This window comes from Alkalihalobacillus sp. R86527 (assembly GCF_042466185.1).
Lineage (GTDB): Bacteria > Bacillota > Bacilli > Bacillales > Guptibacillaceae > Guptibacillus.
Genome location: NZ_JAXHBW010000001.1, coordinates 1,360,047 through 1,376,755, shown reverse-complemented (window position 1 = coordinate 1,376,755; position 16,709 = coordinate 1,360,047). Strand labels below are relative to the sequence as shown.

Annotated in this window: 16 protein-coding genes and 1 other RNA gene; 2 read left to right on the top strand and 15 right to left on the bottom strand. The window is 40.9% G+C overall.

The window, feature by feature from the left end:
* Position 1 precedes the first annotated feature (1 nt).
* The 14 genes from SJY16_RS06905 to SJY16_RS06840 form a co-directional block, all read right to left on the bottom strand.
* Entirely contained in the window at positions 2-646 is a 645-nt protein-coding gene (locus tag SJY16_RS06905; protein ID WP_377888370.1) for an O-methyltransferase, read from the bottom strand.
* A gap of 82 nt (positions 647-728) precedes the next feature.
* Positions 729-1,886, bottom strand: a complete 1,158-nt coding sequence (gene mltG, locus SJY16_RS06900) for an endolytic transglycosylase MltG (RefSeq protein WP_377888368.1) — start codon at positions 1,884-1,886, stop codon at positions 729-731.
* Between the two features lie 209 nt (positions 1,887-2,095).
* Positions 2,096-2,386 carry a DUF1292 domain-containing protein gene (locus tag SJY16_RS06895; protein WP_377888367.1) on the bottom strand — a complete coding sequence of 97 codons (291 nt, stop codon included), beginning with the start codon at positions 2,384-2,386 and terminating at the stop codon, positions 2,096-2,098.
* A gap of 12 nt (positions 2,387-2,398) precedes the next feature.
* The gene (gene ruvX, locus SJY16_RS06890) at positions 2,399-2,818 is read right to left on the bottom strand and encodes a Holliday junction resolvase RuvX (protein WP_377888366.1); all 420 of its coding nucleotides are present in this window, start codon (positions 2,816-2,818) and stop codon (positions 2,399-2,401) included.
* Between the two features lie 9 nt (positions 2,819-2,827).
* Positions 2,828-3,091, bottom strand: a complete 264-nt coding sequence (locus tag SJY16_RS06885) for an IreB family regulatory phosphoprotein (RefSeq protein ID WP_224878553.1) — start codon at positions 3,089-3,091, stop codon at positions 2,828-2,830.
* Between the two features lie 78 nt (positions 3,092-3,169).
* Positions 3,170-5,803, bottom strand: a complete 2,634-nt coding sequence (gene alaS, locus SJY16_RS06880; protein ID WP_377892098.1) for an alanine--tRNA ligase — start codon at positions 5,801-5,803, stop codon at positions 3,170-3,172.
* A gap of 397 nt (positions 5,804-6,200) precedes the next feature.
* Entirely contained in the window at positions 6,201-7,265 is a 1,065-nt protein-coding gene (locus SJY16_RS06875) for an AI-2E family transporter (RefSeq protein ID WP_377888365.1), read from the bottom strand.
* Between the two features lie 21 nt (positions 7,266-7,286).
* Positions 7,287-7,475 (bottom strand): hypothetical protein, encoded by a 189-nt coding sequence (locus SJY16_RS06870; RefSeq protein ID WP_377892097.1) that lies wholly within the window; start codon positions 7,473-7,475, stop codon positions 7,287-7,289.
* 142 nt (positions 7,476-7,617) lie between these two features.
* A complete protein-coding gene (recD2, locus tag SJY16_RS06865) occupies positions 7,618-9,891 on the bottom strand; it encodes an SF1B family DNA helicase RecD2 (protein ID WP_377888364.1) in 2,274 nt (757 codons plus the stop codon).
* A 26-nt stretch (positions 9,892-9,917) separates the two neighbouring features.
* Complete coding sequence (locus tag SJY16_RS06860; protein ID WP_377888363.1) at positions 9,918-10,586, bottom strand: tetratricopeptide repeat protein; 669 nt, start codon at positions 10,584-10,586, stop codon at positions 9,918-9,920.
* Positions 10,587-10,692: 106 nt separating this feature from the next.
* The gene (mnmA, locus tag SJY16_RS06855) at positions 10,693-11,808 is read right to left on the bottom strand and encodes a tRNA 2-thiouridine(34) synthase MnmA (protein ID WP_377888362.1); all 1,116 of its coding nucleotides are present in this window, start codon (positions 11,806-11,808) and stop codon (positions 10,693-10,695) included.
* 46 nt (positions 11,809-11,854) lie between these two features.
* Positions 11,855-12,997 (bottom strand): cysteine desulfurase family protein, encoded by a 1,143-nt coding sequence (locus SJY16_RS06850; protein WP_377888361.1) that lies wholly within the window; start codon positions 12,995-12,997, stop codon positions 11,855-11,857.
* 46 nt (positions 12,998-13,043) lie between these two features.
* On the bottom strand, positions 13,044-13,463 hold the full coding sequence (gene cymR / locus SJY16_RS06845) for a cysteine metabolism transcriptional regulator CymR (protein WP_377888360.1): 420 nt from the start codon (positions 13,461-13,463) through the stop codon (positions 13,044-13,046).
* Positions 13,396-14,103, bottom strand: a complete 708-nt coding sequence (locus SJY16_RS06840; RefSeq protein ID WP_377888359.1) for a YczE/YyaS/YitT family protein — start codon at positions 14,101-14,103, stop codon at positions 13,396-13,398. Before SJY16_RS06840 ends, cymR begins: the two co-directional genes overlap by 68 nt.
* Positions 14,104-14,249: 146 nt before the next feature.
* On the opposite strand from SJY16_RS06840, the gene SJY16_RS06835 reads away from it, so the two are divergent.
* Together SJY16_RS06835 and SJY16_RS06830 are read left to right on the top strand one after the other, a co-directional pair.
* The gene (locus SJY16_RS06835; RefSeq protein ID WP_377888358.1) at positions 14,250-15,593 is read left to right on the top strand and encodes an AAA family ATPase; all 1,344 of its coding nucleotides are present in this window, start codon (positions 14,250-14,252) and stop codon (positions 15,591-15,593) included.
* Between the two features lie 153 nt (positions 15,594-15,746).
* Positions 15,747-16,436 (top strand): RsfA family transcriptional regulator, encoded by a 690-nt coding sequence (locus SJY16_RS06830; protein WP_377888357.1) that lies wholly within the window; start codon positions 15,747-15,749, stop codon positions 16,434-16,436.
* Between the two features lie 59 nt (positions 16,437-16,495).
* Here SJY16_RS06830 and ssrS read toward each other — a convergent pair.
* Positions 16,496-16,679: non-coding RNA, 6S RNA (gene ssrS / locus SJY16_RS06825), on the bottom strand.
* Positions 16,680-16,709 lie beyond the last annotated feature (30 nt).

Sequence of the window (16,709 nt, the reverse complement as noted above, 5' to 3'; positions counted from 1 at the left end):
ATCATGAGTTTTTTCGCTTGCTTACAGCTAGTCCATCTCCGATAGGATAGATTGTCGTATCCAATTCTGGATGTGACATTAAAAATTCGTTATAGTGACGGAGCTTTTTCACCATAGAACGGAACCTTTTTTCTTCAACTTCTTCTTCAGCGACCATTCCTCTAAACAAGATATTATCAGAGAAAATCACACCTTGCGGTTGCAAACACTCATAAAACTCATCAAAAAATCGCTTGTATTGACCTTTTGCAGCATCTATAAAGAGTGACTGGTATGGGCCATGAGACTTTAACTCTTCGGAAAGCTCAAACGCATCTCCATACATTACCTTAATTCGATGAGAATAACCTGCCTTTTCAACGTTTGAAACTGCTTCATAATAGCGTTCTTGATCCCGCTCCACTGTAACAATTTCAGCCTCTGGCACTATTTGAGCCATGCGAATAGCAGAATAACCAATTGCAGTACCTATTTCAAGAATGCGTTTGGGATTTAGAAACGACATGATTTGAAGCATTACATCAAGACTAGTCTGTTCCATGATCGGAATGTGATAGTCTTTTGCGTATTGTTCCATCTCTTCTATCAATTCTTCCCGTTTTGGTCGTAAAGATTCCAAATATTGTTCAACATGATCGGATATCATCTACGTTCCTCCTTCATGTAGCCCGAACCATTTTATCATAAAAGAAAAGGGAATGGTAGTCGTACTCACCATTCCCACAAACTTATTCTGAATTAGCTTCCTCTTCTTCTTTCTTTTTGTAGTATTCGTCCCATTCTTCGTCATATTTTGCTCGAACCTTATTGTGTTCAGCATTCGTTTCTGAAAAGATCGTTTTTCCATTTGGACGAGCGTAAAAGTATAAATCGTCAGTATTATCGGGTTCAATTGCAGCAACGATCGACGATTCACCTGGATTCGCAATCGGTCCTACCGGAAGCCCTTTGTTCTGGTACGTATTATAAGGTGAATTAGAATCTAGTTCACTTTGTTTAATTTCACCAGATTGTTCTCCCCTTGCATAAATAACTGTAGGGTCTGTTTGTAAAAGCATGCCCTTCTTAATCCGATTTCTAAATACAGCAGAAATCTTCGCTCTGTCGGCTTTAGCAGATGCTTCTTCTTCGATGAGAGACGCCATCGTCATGAATTCGTGAATCGAAAGGTCACTACTCTCAACGTCACTTCGATATGACTTTAAAACAGAATCAGTTTTGTCTAGCATTTTTTTAACAGCCAGTTCGACCGTTGGTTCTTCCTCAAAGTCATAGGTTGCTGGGAACAGATAACCTTCTAGAGGATGTCTAATGTCTTCATTTAAGATTTCATCAGTAAGGAACCAATATTCATTTATTAAGGCCTTTAAATACTCTTTGTTATCAATACTCTTAATTACTTCTTCAGTCTCTATATCAAGTTCTTTTCCGATGCGTGTAGCGATATCTTCGATCCAAATTCCTTCTGGCAAGGTAATCTTAGCAACCGATTCCTTCATTACTTTACCACTTTTGAGCTTAGAGATGACTTCATCCATCGTCATCGATGGAGAAAGTTTGTAATCCCCTGCTTGGAACCCGCTTTCGTTTTTATACTTTACATAGTAACGAAATGCTGTTCCATCTTTAATAATTTCTTGCTCCTCAAGAATTTCACCAATCGATGATGTTGATGAGCCAATTGGTATTGAAACAGCTTTTTGTTTTTCGCTATCAGGGTCTACCGGTTGTAACGTATTCTTTATGTAGAAGTAACCACCTGTTATAACAGCTGCCATTGTAATCGTAAGTAATAACAAAATGATAAATACAACTTTTCTTACTGTTTTATTCTCATTTTGGCGTTTTAATAAATTTTCTTTGTATTTTTCTTTGTAATCTGACAACGCCTCTGCCCCCTTTACTCGTTCCCATTATACTATACATCGACATACTTTCGCTCATCATGCCACCGTTCGTCAAAAAAATTTCCAATTTGTATTATACTAGGTAACCGTATCGGTTTGTAGCCTTTTCCCAATTTAAGTTATAAAAACTTCTCATTAAACAAAAATAAAAGGCTACCGATTATTCATCGGCAGCCTTTCTTACATCTCTATTCGTTGTCTTCTTCTTCTTCTTCTGAGAATGTATTTAACATTTCTTCAACCATTTCCCATTCCTTGTCAGACTCAATTGGGAATAGTTTGTAGTCACGATCCTCGTTATCTTCTTCTTCATAACGGAATGCATACACTTCAACTTCATCTTCGCTATCAGCTTGATCAGCTGGTACGACAGTCAAATAAGAGTTTCCATTTTCTGCAACATCAAATGTAAAGAGAACCTGGAATAAATGCTCGTCTCCGTTTTCATCTGGTATAATAATTCTTTCTTTTTCCTCCATGTTTTCACCTCATTAATTTTGCTTGCTGTCTAAATATCCTTGAAGAATCATAACAGCAGCCATTTTGTCGATTACTTTTTTGCGCTTTTTACGGCTCACATCGGCACTGATTAACATCCGCTCAGCTGCAACTGTGGTTAATCGTTCATCCCACATTTCTACTGGAAGATCTGTGGCTTCCTTTAAACGATTGGCAAATTCAATGCAAAATTCACCACTTGAGCCAATCGAACCATTCATATTTTTAGGAAGGCCAACAATGATTTTGCTAACCTCATTCCCGTTTATGATATCCATTAACCGTTCAGGTATTACATCTGGCTCATCGGGATTGCGCTTTACAGTTTCTAACCCCTGTGCAGTCCACCCCATCAGATCGCTTAACGCCACGCCAATCGTCTTTGTGCCAACATCTAAACCAAGTGTCTTCATGCTGTCTCCTTACCTCTGGTGGTGTGTAAGATACGATTTGACGAGCTCCTCGATCAACTCATCACGCTCAAGTTTACGAATTAAGCTTCTCGCATCATTGTGTCTAGGAATGTAAGCCGGATCCCCAGAAAGGAGGTAACCCACAATCTGGTTAATTGGATTGTAACCTTTTTCTTGAAGAGCGCCGTAAACGGTGAGTAAAACTTCTTGGACATCATGATTATCTGCGTCATCTGGAAAGTTGAATTTCATTGTTTTGTCCATTGAACTCATTCCTTACACCTCTTTCCTCGATCCCCACTAGAATCGTAACTTTTCCTCTAATTCTCATTGTACACTACTGAAACCTAATTAGGAAATGGATTTCACCCATTCTGTTGTGTAAGCTAATGCTTCATCAAGCTTTTCTGGATCTTTTCCTCCAGCTTGAGCCATATCAGGGCGTCCACCGCCACCGCCACCGCAACGAGTAGCTAGTTCCTTGATTAGTTTTCCTGCATGATAACCTTCTTTTACAAGATCATCCGTAATTCCTGCTGCAAGTTGAACTTTCCCACCAGTTCCGCTACCAAGTACTACAATAACACTACCTAGCTGTGATTTCATATCATCAACAATACTTCGTAAGTTATTCATGTCCGTATCGATACGTTTCGCAACAACTTTTACACCATCGACCTCTTGAACTTCAGTAGACATTTGTTTCGCTTCTACATTCGCTAGCTTTGAGGTAAGTGATTCATTTTGACGTTGAAGATCACGAATTTGTGATAATAGCGATTCTGTTCGAGATGGCACATCCTTCAGGTTGGATTTGAGTAAATTAGCTGTTTCTTTCAGTAATCCAACTTGTGAATTGAGAGCCTGGTAAGCTCCTTCACTCGTAACAGCCTCAATACGACGAGTACCTGCACCAATACCTGCTTCAGATACAATTTTGAACAGTCCAATTTCAGCAGTATTTTGAACATGTGTACCACCACAAAGTTCTAAACTATAATCTCCAACACGCACTACTCGAACAGTATCGCCATACTTTTCACCGAACAATGCAGTTGCTCCCATAGCTTTTGCTTCGTCTATCGGTTTCACCATCGTTTGTACAGGAATATTTGACCAGATTTGTTCGTTGACTTTCTTTTCAATTTCCTCAAGCTCACTTGATGAAATTTGTCCAAAGTGCGAGAAGTCAAAGCGCAATCGTTCATATCCTACGAGAGAACCTGCCTGATTCACATGATCACCTAAGACATCTTTCAAAGCCTGGTGAAGGAGGTGTGTCGCTGTATGATTCTTAACGATTGATGCTCTGCTTGTTGGATTGATTTCAGCCGTTACTTTAGAGCCTGTTTTGATAGAACCTGACTCAACTACTGCCGAGTGAATATGTTGGCCATTAGGAGCCTTTTGAACATCCTTTACACGCAGTAGTAATCCTTCACCACGAATAACACCAGGATCTGCTACTTGACCACCACTTTCAGCATAGAAAGGAGTTCTACTTAGAATAAGTTGAATTTCATCACCTTCTGTTGCTTCTTCAGTTACCTCTCTGTCTTTAATCAAGGTCGCAACATCCGTTTCGACTGTGCGTTCCTCGTAGCCTACGAAATCACTTGCTACTGATAGATCGCCGAGTGATCCGCTCTGAACTTGCATCGATCCAACATCCTGACGCGCATCACGTGCACGTTTACGCTGCATCTCCATTTCTTTCTCAAATCCAGTACGGTCAATTTCCATACCTTCCTCTTGTGCATATTCTTCAGTTAGTTCAACAGGGAAACCATATGTGTCATAAAGACGGAAAACATCACTACCAGAAATAACGGTAGTTCCTTCCTCTTTCCCTTTCTTAATAATTTGAGAAAGAATTGCAAGTCCTTCATTCAATGTTTCGTAGAATCGCTCTTCTTCATTCTTAATCACTTTTTGAATGAATTCCTGCTTTCCATTTACCTCGGGATAGAAATCAACCATGATATCGCCTACCACAGGTACAAGCTCATACATAAACGGTCGATTGATCCCAATTTGCTTAGCGAAACGAATTGCACGACGAAGAAGTCTTCTAAGTACATACCCTCTACCTTCATTTGAAGGAAGTGCACCATCACCAATTGCAAATGTTACTGTACGAATATGATCTGCAATGACTTTAAATGCTGTATCTGATTCTCTACCTTCACCATAATTCACATCTGCCAATCGTTCTGTTTCGCGGATCGTTGGAATGAAGAGGTCCGTATCATAGTTCGTCTTCGCATCTTGAATAACGGACACCATTCTCTCAAGACCCATTCCTGTATCAATATTCTTCTTTGGAAGTGGTGTATACGTTCCATCAGGGTTATGGTTGAATTGTGAAAACACAAGGTTCCAGATCTCTAGATACCGTTCATTTTCACCACCAGGATATAACTCTTCTTCTGGATCTTCTTCCCCATACTCTACTCCACGATCATAGAAGATTTCAGTGTTTGGTCCACTTGGGCCTTCACCAATGTCCCAGAAGTTTCCTTCTATGCGAATAATGCGTTCTTCTGGCAAACCGATTTTCTCTTTCCAAATTGTAAATGCCTCATCATCTTCTGGATGAATCGTAACAGATAGCTTTTCAGGATCAAATCCGATCCAATCCTTGCTCGTTAAGAATTCCCAACCCCATTCAATTGCTTCTTCTTTAAAGTAATCTCCAATTGAGAAATTACCTAGCATTTCAAAGAAAGTATGGTGGCGAGCAGTTTTCCCTACGTTTTCGATATCATTCGTTCGAATAGACTTTTGCGCATTAACAATCCTTGGATTCTCAGGTGTCACACGACCGTCGAAATACTTTTTCAGTGTTGCGACACCACTGTTGATCCAAAGCAACGTTGGGTCTTCATGTGGAACGAGGGAAGCGCTCGGCTCAACCGAGTGGCTCTTTTCTTTAAAAAAGTCCAAAAACATTTGTCTTACATCAGCTGAAGTTAAATTCTTCATCATACATCCTCCTTATGTTCTTTTCATCATGACCAACGATTCGGTTACCTGATCTCATGATCCTACTCGATGACAAGGGATTCGCAGGACAATACAAAAAAGCTCCCGCCCCTGATCGAAATCAGGGACGAGAGCTATCATTATATACTCACGCGGTACCACCCTGGTTATAGGCTATGCCTATCACCTCAAGCAACCGTAACGAGGTTGAAACGGCGGGGATTAATCCGCACTCAGGATTAGCGTTCTGCTGACTCACTTTATGAAGCTCTTCCAGCCTTGGAGCTTCTCTCTGCTCGATATCTACATATCGTTAAAGCAACGTTCAACGTACTCGATCCGTCATTGTGTTTTAATTATGTTCTGCGGTTATTATAGTCAAAGAAAGAATCGTTTGTCAATGCTTTGCCTCTCGTTCATTTTTGTATAGGATGAGAGCTTTCAAAACTGCAAGAACAGGAACAGCTAGGATGAGTCCGATAATTCCTGCAATTTCCCCACCAGCAAGTAATCCAAAAATAATGATTACGGGATGGATATGTAGGCTTCTACCTACGATATATGGCGACAAAATATTACTTTCAATAAACTGTAACACCAGAATGACTACTAACGTAATGATCGCCATCTTCACCGAGACGGTGGATGCAATCAGAAGGGCTGGTGCGGCTCCAAGAAACGGACCAAAATATGGAATGATGTCGGTGATTCCAACGATTATTCCAAGCAAGATGGCATAAGGTAACTTGATCAACCAGAAGCCAGTCACCGCTAATAAACCGAGCACTGTTATGACAAAGAATTGACCGCGAATATAATTCCCTAAAGATTCATCAATCCGAACAACAAGTTCTTTACCTGGTTCTCGCCATTTCAGAGGCATGATTTTCCACAATGTCTTTTTTAGTGTTTCAAAGTCTTTCAACAAGTAAAACACAATAAAGGGGATAATCATAATCACAAAAAATGAACTCAGAAGCTTCTTGGCAAGCTCAATAGCAAGGGAGAGAGTATCGTTTACAGCTTCTTCAGCATCCCTAAAAGCCAGATCTACTTTTTCTTGAAGAGCGGGTGGGAAATTTGACGTGTAATCGTATATATAATGAACCGCTTCTCTATACATCTTCATAAAAACCGGAACATTTTCCATTAGTTCTTGCGACTGCTTTACTATATGAGGGAGACCTTTGAAAATCGCAAAACCGGTTCCACCAAAAAACAAAAGATAGATTAAGAGGACTGCGAGTGATCTCGGAAGACCCTCTTTATGGATTTTCTCAATAATTGGGTGCAAGAGATACGTAATGAGTGATGCAATCAAAAAAGGTACCAACAGCACAGCAATCACATCGAGAATTGGTTTCCAAATGGGTGAGAGCTTTAAGAAAACAAAGACACACAAAAACACAAGTAGGAGGGTAGTTAAATAGATCACCCAATTAAAGTTCCATTCTTTCTTCATCTTCACTCCCTCCTACTTTACTTACATTTCTGCACGCATATCATAGTCTTCAAACAAGTCATCCAAAGACGTTAGAGAACCATCTTCCTCCACTTGGTGAAGAGACAGCATACCTTTCACCACAGACATTTCAACAAAGCAATTCCAACAGTAATACTGGTTAGCACCAATTTTACCTATATTTTTACTTTTACAGTTCGGGCATTCCAAACGTTTCAACCTCCTGTATAGCAATTCATAGAGATATTCACCATATTGCCCACATTATTTCGTTTCTATACAGTTTTAGTAGTAATTGTAAAGAGCGCGAACAACAAAAAAAGCCAGTTGGCACGCGCCACTGGCTTCTTAACTATGATTCATTCATTTCCATTGGAGGATTAAGTGTTTCCTGAAGCTTTTCTGTTAATCGTGTGTTTCGAATTTGGTCATCCTCTGTTTGAATCGCAAGCTTAATAGCTTGCTCTTCACCACATAAGATCAAGTAATCTTTACTTCTTGTTACAGCGGTGTAAATAAGGTTCTTCCGAAGCATACGATAATAGCCTTTCACAACTGGCAAGACCACGATTGGAAATTCACTACCCTGTGATTTATGGATCGAACAACAATATGCATGTGTTAATTGATTAAAATCGCCTCGTTCGTACACAACTTCTTGACCATCGAATGAGACAACGAGCTGATCTTGCTTCTCAGTGTTTTCTCGAGCAAAAAATACGGAAACAACCTCACCCATGTCACCGTTATAGACATTCTCCTCAGGGTTATTGACTAACTGAAGCACTTTATCTCCAACCCGATACACTAGGTCTCCATGGGGGAGTTCTCTCCGTTGGTCCGAAGGAGGATTGAATAATTGTTGAAGCTCTTTATTCAACCTGTCTACCCCAGCTGTACCACGGTACATGGGAGCGAGTACCTGTATATCTTTTGGAGAATACCCTTTTTTCAATGCATTTCCACAGACTTGGGATACGACCTCGATAATCTGCTGTTGATTACAAGGAAAGAACCTCCGATCAGAAGTTGGCGTACTAAACTCATCTGGAAGAACGCCATCTTTAATAGAGTGAGCAAGTTGAATGATGGAAGAACCTTCTGCCTGACGATAAATATCCGTAAGCTTACTGACAGGGACCGCATCAGAATGAATCAAATCTTTCAACACCTGCCCCGGACCAACAGATGGTAGCTGATCTTCATCTCCTACAATAACGACTTGAATGTGTTCAGGTAGCGATTTAAAAAGCTGATTGGCAAGCCATATGTCCACCATCGATACTTCATCGACTATTAGCAGTCGACCTTCGACAGGATTTGTTTCGTCATGTTCGAAACCCGCTTCCCCTTTCCAACCTAGTAGTCTGTGGATCGTGAAAGCAGGTAATCCTGTCGCTTCACTCATTCTTTTCGCAGCTCTCCCGGTAGGAGCGACTAAAATGACCGGAAATGGTTTCTCTTTCGAATAGTCCTTTAGCTCTAAAGAAAGCCCATTTAGTTCTGCATATATTTCGACGATCCCCTTTATAACCGTGGTCTTCCCTGTACCAGGACCTCCGGTTAGAATCATAAATGGAGAAGAAATCGCTCTTTGAACAGCCTCCCTTTGGGATGGGGCGTACTGTATACCAAGGCGCTCCTCGAAATCACCTAGAGCTCGGTAAAATTCTGATTCAGGAAAAGCATCTTCGTACTCGGTTTGAGTCATTAGCTTATTAATTCCAGTGACTAGACCCTTCTCTGCATAATAAAGCGAGTGAAGATAGATTCTCTCACGATCAAGGATGAGCTTATCCTCTTCATAAAGCGAAATGAGCTCCCGTGAAACATCAGCTTCATCGATTTTTTCACCAAGTAGAGTATCGACCGATTTGATCAAAACATCGTATTCAAGATACACATGCCCCTCTTGCAACGTTTGTTCATTTAGGGTATGAAGACAAGCAGCCCTAATCCGTTCTGGATGTTTCCCTTCTATTCCAATCGACCGTCCTAGCTCATCTGCTCTTCTAAAACCAATTCCCTCTACATCTTGTATCAATTGATAAGGATTCTTTTCAACGATTTCTAACGTTTCTTGTTTGTATTCTTTAAATATTTTCATTGAGAGCTTTGCACCAAATCCGAGCTCGGTCAGTCTGATCATGATTTGATCAAGTCCCTGGTGCTCCATGAGGGATTCATAGAGAGTTTTCGCTTTTTCTTCCGAAAGCTTAGGAACCTTACTTAGAATAGATGAATCTCTCATTATTTTTGAAATCGCCTGTTCACCAAGGGTATCAACAATGGTCTCAGCAGTTTTTGTTCCTATACCGTTAAACAAATCGCTCGATAAATATTGAACAAGCCCAGACCTTGATTCTGGGAGCTTTCGCTCAAAAGATTCGATCGCATACTGCTTCCCGTAGCGAGGATGATCAGTAAACCGGCCATAGAAGACATAGGTTTCATCTTCTAGTAGCCTAGGAATCATTCCATTAACGACGACTTCTCGTTCATCGTAATTTTCATTTGTTGCATCGATTCGGAGTCTTGCTACGCCATACAAACTTTCCTCATTAAAGAAAATCATCTGTATGAGTCTTCCTTTTATATATCCTTTATCTTCCTGCTCCTGAAACATGTATATTTCTCCCCAATAACCTGAATTTATTCGTTATTGTTTATCACTGCTTCCATTTGCTTTTTACCGTTTCCTGCTAGAAGGTGATCTGGTTGGATATCAAGAGCGCGGTTAAAGCATTTCAAAGCTTCATGTGCATCATCTTGATAAGCATGACTCACCCCAAGGTTAAACCATGCATCAGCATGTTCCGGGTCTTCTTCAACAACTTTTTCAAACTGTGGTAGGGCTGTCGCAACTGCGCCTTCTTGTGCAAGGCACATAGCATATTGAAATCGCGCTTCCGTATCTCTTTCATTAAGTTCAGTCGCTCTTTGAAAGAATGGGAGTGCAAGACGCATGGCATCCTGCATCACAAAACATTGACCAATCATGAAATGGACATCGCTTTGATCAAGTCCCTGTTGAATGGCACTCTGATACATATCCGCGGCATCTTTATATTGTTCGAGTTGGAAAAAGGCATTTCCTGCTCCGTAGTAAGCGGTAGCTTGTGAATCATCAAGTGCAATCGCCTTTTCAAAAAATGCAACGGATTGTTTAAGCTCACCAGCTTGTGCTAGCAGGTTTCCCACATTTGTGTATGCAATCGGATCATTAGGACTTTCTTCTATTGCTTCATATAGAAGGGTTACAGCCTTCTCTAGTTCACCATCATTCATTGCCTTTATCGCTCGTTCATTTTTATTACTCATGACAAAAACTCCTTATCTTCAACTTTATTTTCTAGTGTAGCATATCTTGGCCTGTCTATCGCTCCTATAAAACAGCCTCATTTCACAGTGGAAATGAGGCTGTTTCTTACACATATGTGAGTTCAGATTCATTCTTAAATACTTGGTCAATCGTTGCTCCACCAAGACATTCATCACCATCATAAAAAACAACAGCTTGCCCTGGAGTAATCGCACGAACCGGCTCATCAAAGGTTACTTCAAGTCGATCATCGTCTACCATCGTAACCGTTACGCCTGAATCCTGTTGACGATACCTGAATTTAGCAGTACATTTCATTGTCCCTTCAAACTTCTGGTTAGATACCCAGCTTGAATTCACAGCAATCAATGAATCAGAGTAAAGCTTTTCATTATGGAACCCTTGGTCAACGTACAAGATGTTATCATCTAGGTTTTTACCAACAACGAACCAAGGTTCTCCATCCCCACCGATTCCTAGACCATGTCGCTGTCCAATCGTATAATACATGAGGCCATCATGCTTCCCTTTCACTTCACCTTGAAGAGTCTCCATTCTACCAGGTTGAGCAGGAAGATACTGGCTCAAGAACTCCTTAAAGTTTCGTTCACCGATAAAGCAGATGCCTGTACTATCCTTTTTCTTAGCTGTTGCTAGCCCTGCACGTTCAGCAATTTCGCGGACTCCTTTCTTTTCGATTCCGCCAAGCGGGAACATTACTCGAGATAGTTGCTCCTCTGTTAACTGATTCAAAAAGTAAGTTTGGTCCTTATTGTTGTCGATGCCTCGAAGCATTTTCACTTCGCCATCCCGTTCTACCACCTGTGCATAGTGACCAGTTGCAAGGTAATCTGCTCCAAGGGTCAGAGCATGTTCAAGAAACGCCTTGAACTTAATTTCTTTGTTACACATCACATCAGGGTTTGGTGTACGACCACCTTTATATTCATCCAGGAAATAAGTAAATACTTTATCCCAGTACTGTTTCTCAAAATTCACTGCGTAGTAAGGAATGCCAATCTGGTTACACACACGAATGACATCATTGTAATCTTCCGTGGCTGTGCAAACTCCGTTCTCGTCGGTGTCGTCCCAGTTCTTCATGAAAATGCCGATTACATCATATCCCTGTTCTTTTAGTAGAAGGGCAGCAACAGATGAATCAACACCTCCGGACATCCCAACCACGACTCGCGTATCTTCTGGCTTTTTTGCTGTCATGGTTGCACCTCCTTTTCACTAACACAATTCTTGTGTCCAAACTATTTTATAACTTCTTTAAGCGATTGACAATCTTCACGACTTCTTCTGCAGCCTTTACTGCATCATCCACAGTATTTCCATAACCGAAGCTAAAACGAATCGCTGTTTGAGCGCGCTCATCATCTTCATACATCGCTTTTAAAACATGAGAAGGTTCATGCGAGCCTGCTGTACATGCAGAGCCACTTGATACTGCGATTCCAGCTAAATCAAGATTCATCAACATAGGTTCAACACTCGCACCCTTAAAGCTTATATTAAAAACATGAGGAAGAATATTTAGTTGATCCCCATTCAACTCGTAATCAATCGAGTTCTCTTCGAAAATATCAATCATCGTTTCTTTCATCTTGAGATAAAGTTGAACTCTTTCCTCACGGTCTGATTGTATTAATTCCACCGCTTTTTGCATACCGACAATGCCTGGAACATTCTCAGTACCCGCTCGGCGCTTTCGTTCTTGTTCTCCACCATGTGAATAGGGAGCGATAGTTGTCCCTTCTTTTATATAAAGAAAGCCAACGCCTTTTGGACCATTGATTTTGTGAGAAGAAACCGATAGCAGATCAATGCCAACTTTCTTCACATCAAGATCGAGTAATCCATAAGCTTGGACAGCATCGGTATGAAAAGGGATGCTGTGCTCTTCGGCTAATTGAACAATTTCTTCAATTGGTTGAATCGTACCTGTTTCGTTATTCCCAAACATAATTGTAATTAAGATCGTTTCACATCGAATTGCACTCTTTAAATCTTCTATCGAAATACGTCCATTTTCACCTACAGGCAAGTATGTGACATCAAACCCTTCTTGCTCAAGGGATGAACAGGCATGTAGTGCTGCATGATGTTCGATTGCAGTTGTTATAATATGATTCCCTTTATTCGAGTGAGCTTTCGCAGTACCGATGATCGCAAGGTTATCTGCTTCGGTACCACCACTTGTAAAGACAATCTCATTTGGGTGGGCATTGATGCTTTTAGCGATACTACTTCTCGCTTCATCAAGGGCATGACGTGTCTTACGTCCGAATTGATGAATACTAGAAGGATTTCCGAAATGATCTTGAAGAGAAGCAGTCATGACTTCAATAACCTCAGGGTGGACCGGCGATGTTGCAGCGTGATCCATATAAATTGCTTTCATAAAACCTTCACCTCTATATACGGTCTTATCGAACCGGTAATCTCCATTAAATATAGAACATATAACTGTCCTGTTCTCCTTCACCTTCATAAGTCGCAAGATCTTGAAGTGTTGTGGAATCCAGTACATCTTTTACGGCATCTCGAATCTTAAGCCAAAGGTCTCTCTTAGCAGGTTCCTCATCATCCATTACTTCAACTGGGCTGATCGGGCCTTCTAGAACTCGAATGATATCGCCAGCTGTAATCGTTGCGGCATCTTTCGATAAAATATATCCACCGTAAGCCCCACGGACACTTTTCACAAGCCCTGCGTTACGAAGGGGGGCAATCAACTGCTCAAGATAGTGCTCTGAAAGATTGTTTCCCCTAGCTATAGACTTCAGTGATGTTGGTCCTTCACCGTGCTTTCTTGCCAACTCCATCATAATGGTCAAGCCGTACCTTCCTTTTGTTGAAATCTTCATTTCTTATCCCTCTTTCCATCAGTCGAGCTACTAGATACTTGCATTGAGGTAATGAATAACCCACAATCGGACCAATACTAACACAGAACAATAGGGTCCCGATCGATACCGGCCCTTTCATTAACCACCCAAGCGCAAGTACAATTATTTCCATCGCTAGTCTAATATGTTGAACTTTCCATCCAGTTCTTTTTGTTAATACGAGCATCAAGCTATCTCTCGGGCCCGCTCCTTTATCTGCAGCTATATATAAACCAATTCCATAACCCATCACAATGATCCCAATTGTTAACATGATTAGCTGACCAACAAAGTGGTCTGGTGTTTTTAATATAGGAAGCCATAAGTAAAAATCTAAAAAGATGCCGACTAAAAGCATGTTAAGAAATGCGCCTACTTTCGGCAATGTTTTCTCCATTAATGCAGTCGTCGCTATGATAAGAAATCCGACTATGATTGACCATGTTCCGATAGACAAACCAACCTGGTGATAGAGTCCGATGTGAAACACATCCCACGGAGCACTGCCTGCTTCTGCTTTGATCATGAGTGCTATGCCAAAAGTCATAACAAGCAAGCCAGCTACGAAGACGCTCCAGCTCATCCAGAATCCAGCCAACCCATTCTTATACGTCTTCATTTTATCCCTCTTAACCTGCTTTTTAATCATTCATTTCTGGCCGATTCTGTTAGTAAACCTTCGCTATTATAGCACGAAAGGGTTTCTCTTGCATTTCCAAAAACCATATAGTATGTTTCAACTATCTATGAAAGGGCGGTTGTACTATGGATTTATTCGATTATTCTTCAGAACAGAAAAACACCTCATCAGGACCTCTAGCAAGTAGAATGCGTCCGCGCTCTATCGAAGAGTTTATTGGACAAGATCATATTATCGGTGAGGGCAAACTTTTAAGAAGAGCGATCCAGGCCGATCAGCTTACACCGATGATCTTCTTTGGCCCCCCCGGGACTGGTAAAACAACCCTTGCAAGAATTATCGCAAACACCACTTCTGCACATTTTGAACAATTAAACGCAGTTACTTCTGGTGTTGGAGATATTAGGAGACTATCATCTGAGGCAAAAGAGCGCGTTAAGCTTGATGATAGAAGAACTGTTCTATTTATTGATGAAATTCACAGGTTCAATAAATCTCAACAGGATGCACTTCTTCCTTATGTGGAAGATGGGACAGTCGTTCTCATCGGAGCCACGACTGAAAGTCCTATGTTTGAGATCAACCCAGCTTTGTTATCTCGGTCGAGACTTTTTCGCTTTGAACACCTGACTGAAGAGACGATCAAACAAGTTCTGCTCCAAGCGATCAACGATGACATTAGAGGGTATGGAAAGTATTCGATTCATATTGAAGATGAAGCACTCTCCCACATTGTGGATGTATCAAACGGTGATGCTAGAACGGCTTTAAACGCATTAGAACTTGCCGTCCTGACAACAACGCCCAATGATAAAGGCAAACTAGTCATCACTTTAGCAATAGCAGAAGAGTCTATTCAACAAAGAGTTCTCCAATATGACAAAGATAGCGATAATCACTATGACACGATTTCAGCCTTCATTAAAAGTATACGAGGTTCCGATGCGGATGCTACGTTATACTGGTTAGCGAAAATGATTTATGCTGGTGAAGATCCTCGATTCATTGCACGCCGACTTTATGTTCATGCGGCTGAAGATATTGGTTTAGCAGATCCAAACGCACTCCTTGTTGCTCACGCAGCCAGCTATTCTGTTGAATTCCTGGGCATGCCAGAAGCACGAATCCCACTAGCTGAAGCTGCTCTTTACTTAGCTACTGCTCCTAAAAGCAATGCTATAATTAAAGGGATCGATTCTGCTTTAGAAGCTGTAAAAAAAGAAAAAACAGGTACGATTCCTGTGCATTTAAGAGATTCGCACTACAAAGGAGCAAAAGAACTAGGTCACGGAATCGACTATAAGTACCCCCACGACTATCCAGGAGGATATGTTCCTCAACAATACCTTCCTGACCATATGATAAGAAAATCGTTCTATAAACCTACTGAGCGCGGACATGAACGAACCGTCCAAAAAAGGATGGATTACTTTAATGAACGAATAAAATCAGAGAATAAGAAGTCATAACAGCAGTGCGATGCACTGCTGTTTTTTTCTACCTTTTATCAATCTATCTTAAATTTACAAGACTTCTGTATAAATTCTTTCATACTGGCAAAGCTATGATTACTTTCAACAAAAATGCTATGAATTTACAGAATATAAAGGGGTTGAGCCAGTATGAAAGTTAGACAGGATGCCTGGTCGCATGAAGATGATTTGATGCTCGCTGAAACGGTATTACGTCATGTACGAGAAGGAAGTACACAGCTAAACGCTTTTGAAGAAGTAGGAGACCGGTTAAGCCGCACCTCAGCAGCAGTTGGATTTAGATGGAACGCGATCGTTCGTCAACGTTATGAACAAGCATTAAAGCTTGCGAAAAAACAAAGGAAAGAAATGAAGCGCGCCGAACGTAGACAGCCAACTGAATATAAACCAGAATATACAGTAAGAGAAACAACACCCCACGTGCCACAGTATAAAGAGGTGGTTCAAGCTACTGCTGAAAGACCGTCAAGTGAAAGGTCTAGGCCGGCCGTCCAGGAGCAAGCTAGCGAGCTTTCTATGCGTGACGTTATTTCGTACCTAACAAAAATGGAGCATTCACAGTATTCGACTAGCAGACTTCAATCTGAGATGAAAAAACTAGAGTTGGAAAACAAAGATCTTGTCGAAGAGAATTCACTCCTTCACCAAAAGGTAAAAAGGCTTGAGAATGAGCAGCAAGTGATGAAGGAAGATTATCAGTCTCTGATTCAAATTATGGATCGTGCGAGAAGAATGGTAGTTCTTAATGAATCAGATGAGATGGCAGTGCCAGCATTCAAGATGGACAAAAATGGAAACCTCGAAAAACTTGCTAGATAACTCCTATTAAAAAAGCAGCAGTTCATAGTGAACTGCTGCTTTATTTTGCATAAAAAAAGAAGAGCCCCAACTGTGCCGTCCTTTCCATAATTCTTGAACCTGCAATGGCAGGTGGGTGCCTTATTCTGTTCTTTGTAAGTCCTCAGCTTACGAGGCATGTACTCGAAACAGAAAGAATCAGGCTCCCGTTGTAAAAGTGTTGGCTCAAATTATTACGGAAGTAAACGTACACTTCAGGACTCTTCGTTAACTTGTAATTGAATTATAGCAGAC

Coding starts and splice junctions, on each gene's coding strand:
- SJY16_RS06905 (WP_377888370.1), bottom strand. CDS start 646: ATGATATCCGATCATGTTGAACAATATTTGGAATCTTTACGACCAAAA.
- SJY16_RS06895 (WP_377888367.1), bottom strand. CDS start 2,386: ATGGAGGAAAAAGAAAGAATTATTATACCAGATGAAAACGGAGACGAG.
- ruvX (WP_377888366.1), bottom strand. CDS start 2,818: ATGAAGACACTTGGTTTAGATGTTGGCACAAAGACGATTGGCGTGGCG.
- SJY16_RS06885 (WP_224878553.1), bottom strand. CDS start 3,091: ATGAGTTCAATGGACAAAACAATGAAATTCAACTTTCCAGATGACGCA.
- alaS (WP_377892098.1), bottom strand. CDS start 5,803: ATGAAGAATTTAACTTCAGCTGATGTAAGACAAATGTTTTTGGACTTT.
- SJY16_RS06875 (WP_377888365.1), bottom strand. CDS start 7,265: ATGAAGAAAGAATGGAACTTTAATTGGGTGATCTATTTAACTACCCTC.
- recD2 (WP_377888364.1), bottom strand. CDS start 9,891: ATGTTTCAGGAGCAGGAAGATAAAGGATATATAAAAGGAAGACTCATA.
- SJY16_RS06860 (WP_377888363.1), bottom strand. CDS start 10,586: ATGAGTAATAAAAATGAACGAGCGATAAAGGCAATGAATGATGGTGAA.
- mnmA (WP_377888362.1), bottom strand. CDS start 11,808: ATGACAGCAAAAAAGCCAGAAGATACGCGAGTCGTGGTTGGGATGTCC.
- SJY16_RS06850 (WP_377888361.1), bottom strand. CDS start 12,997: ATGAAAGCAATTTATATGGATCACGCTGCAACATCGCCGGTCCACCCT.
- cymR (WP_377888360.1), bottom strand. CDS start 13,463: ATGAAGATTTCAACAAAAGGAAGGTACGGCTTGACCATTATGATGGAG.
- SJY16_RS06840 (WP_377888359.1), bottom strand. CDS start 14,103: ATGAAGACGTATAAGAATGGGTTGGCTGGATTCTGGATGAGCTGGAGC.
- SJY16_RS06835 (WP_377888358.1), top strand. CDS start 14,250: ATGGATTTATTCGATTATTCTTCAGAACAGAAAAACACCTCATCAGGA.
- SJY16_RS06830 (WP_377888357.1), top strand. CDS start 15,747: ATGAAAGTTAGACAGGATGCCTGGTCGCATGAAGATGATTTGATGCTC.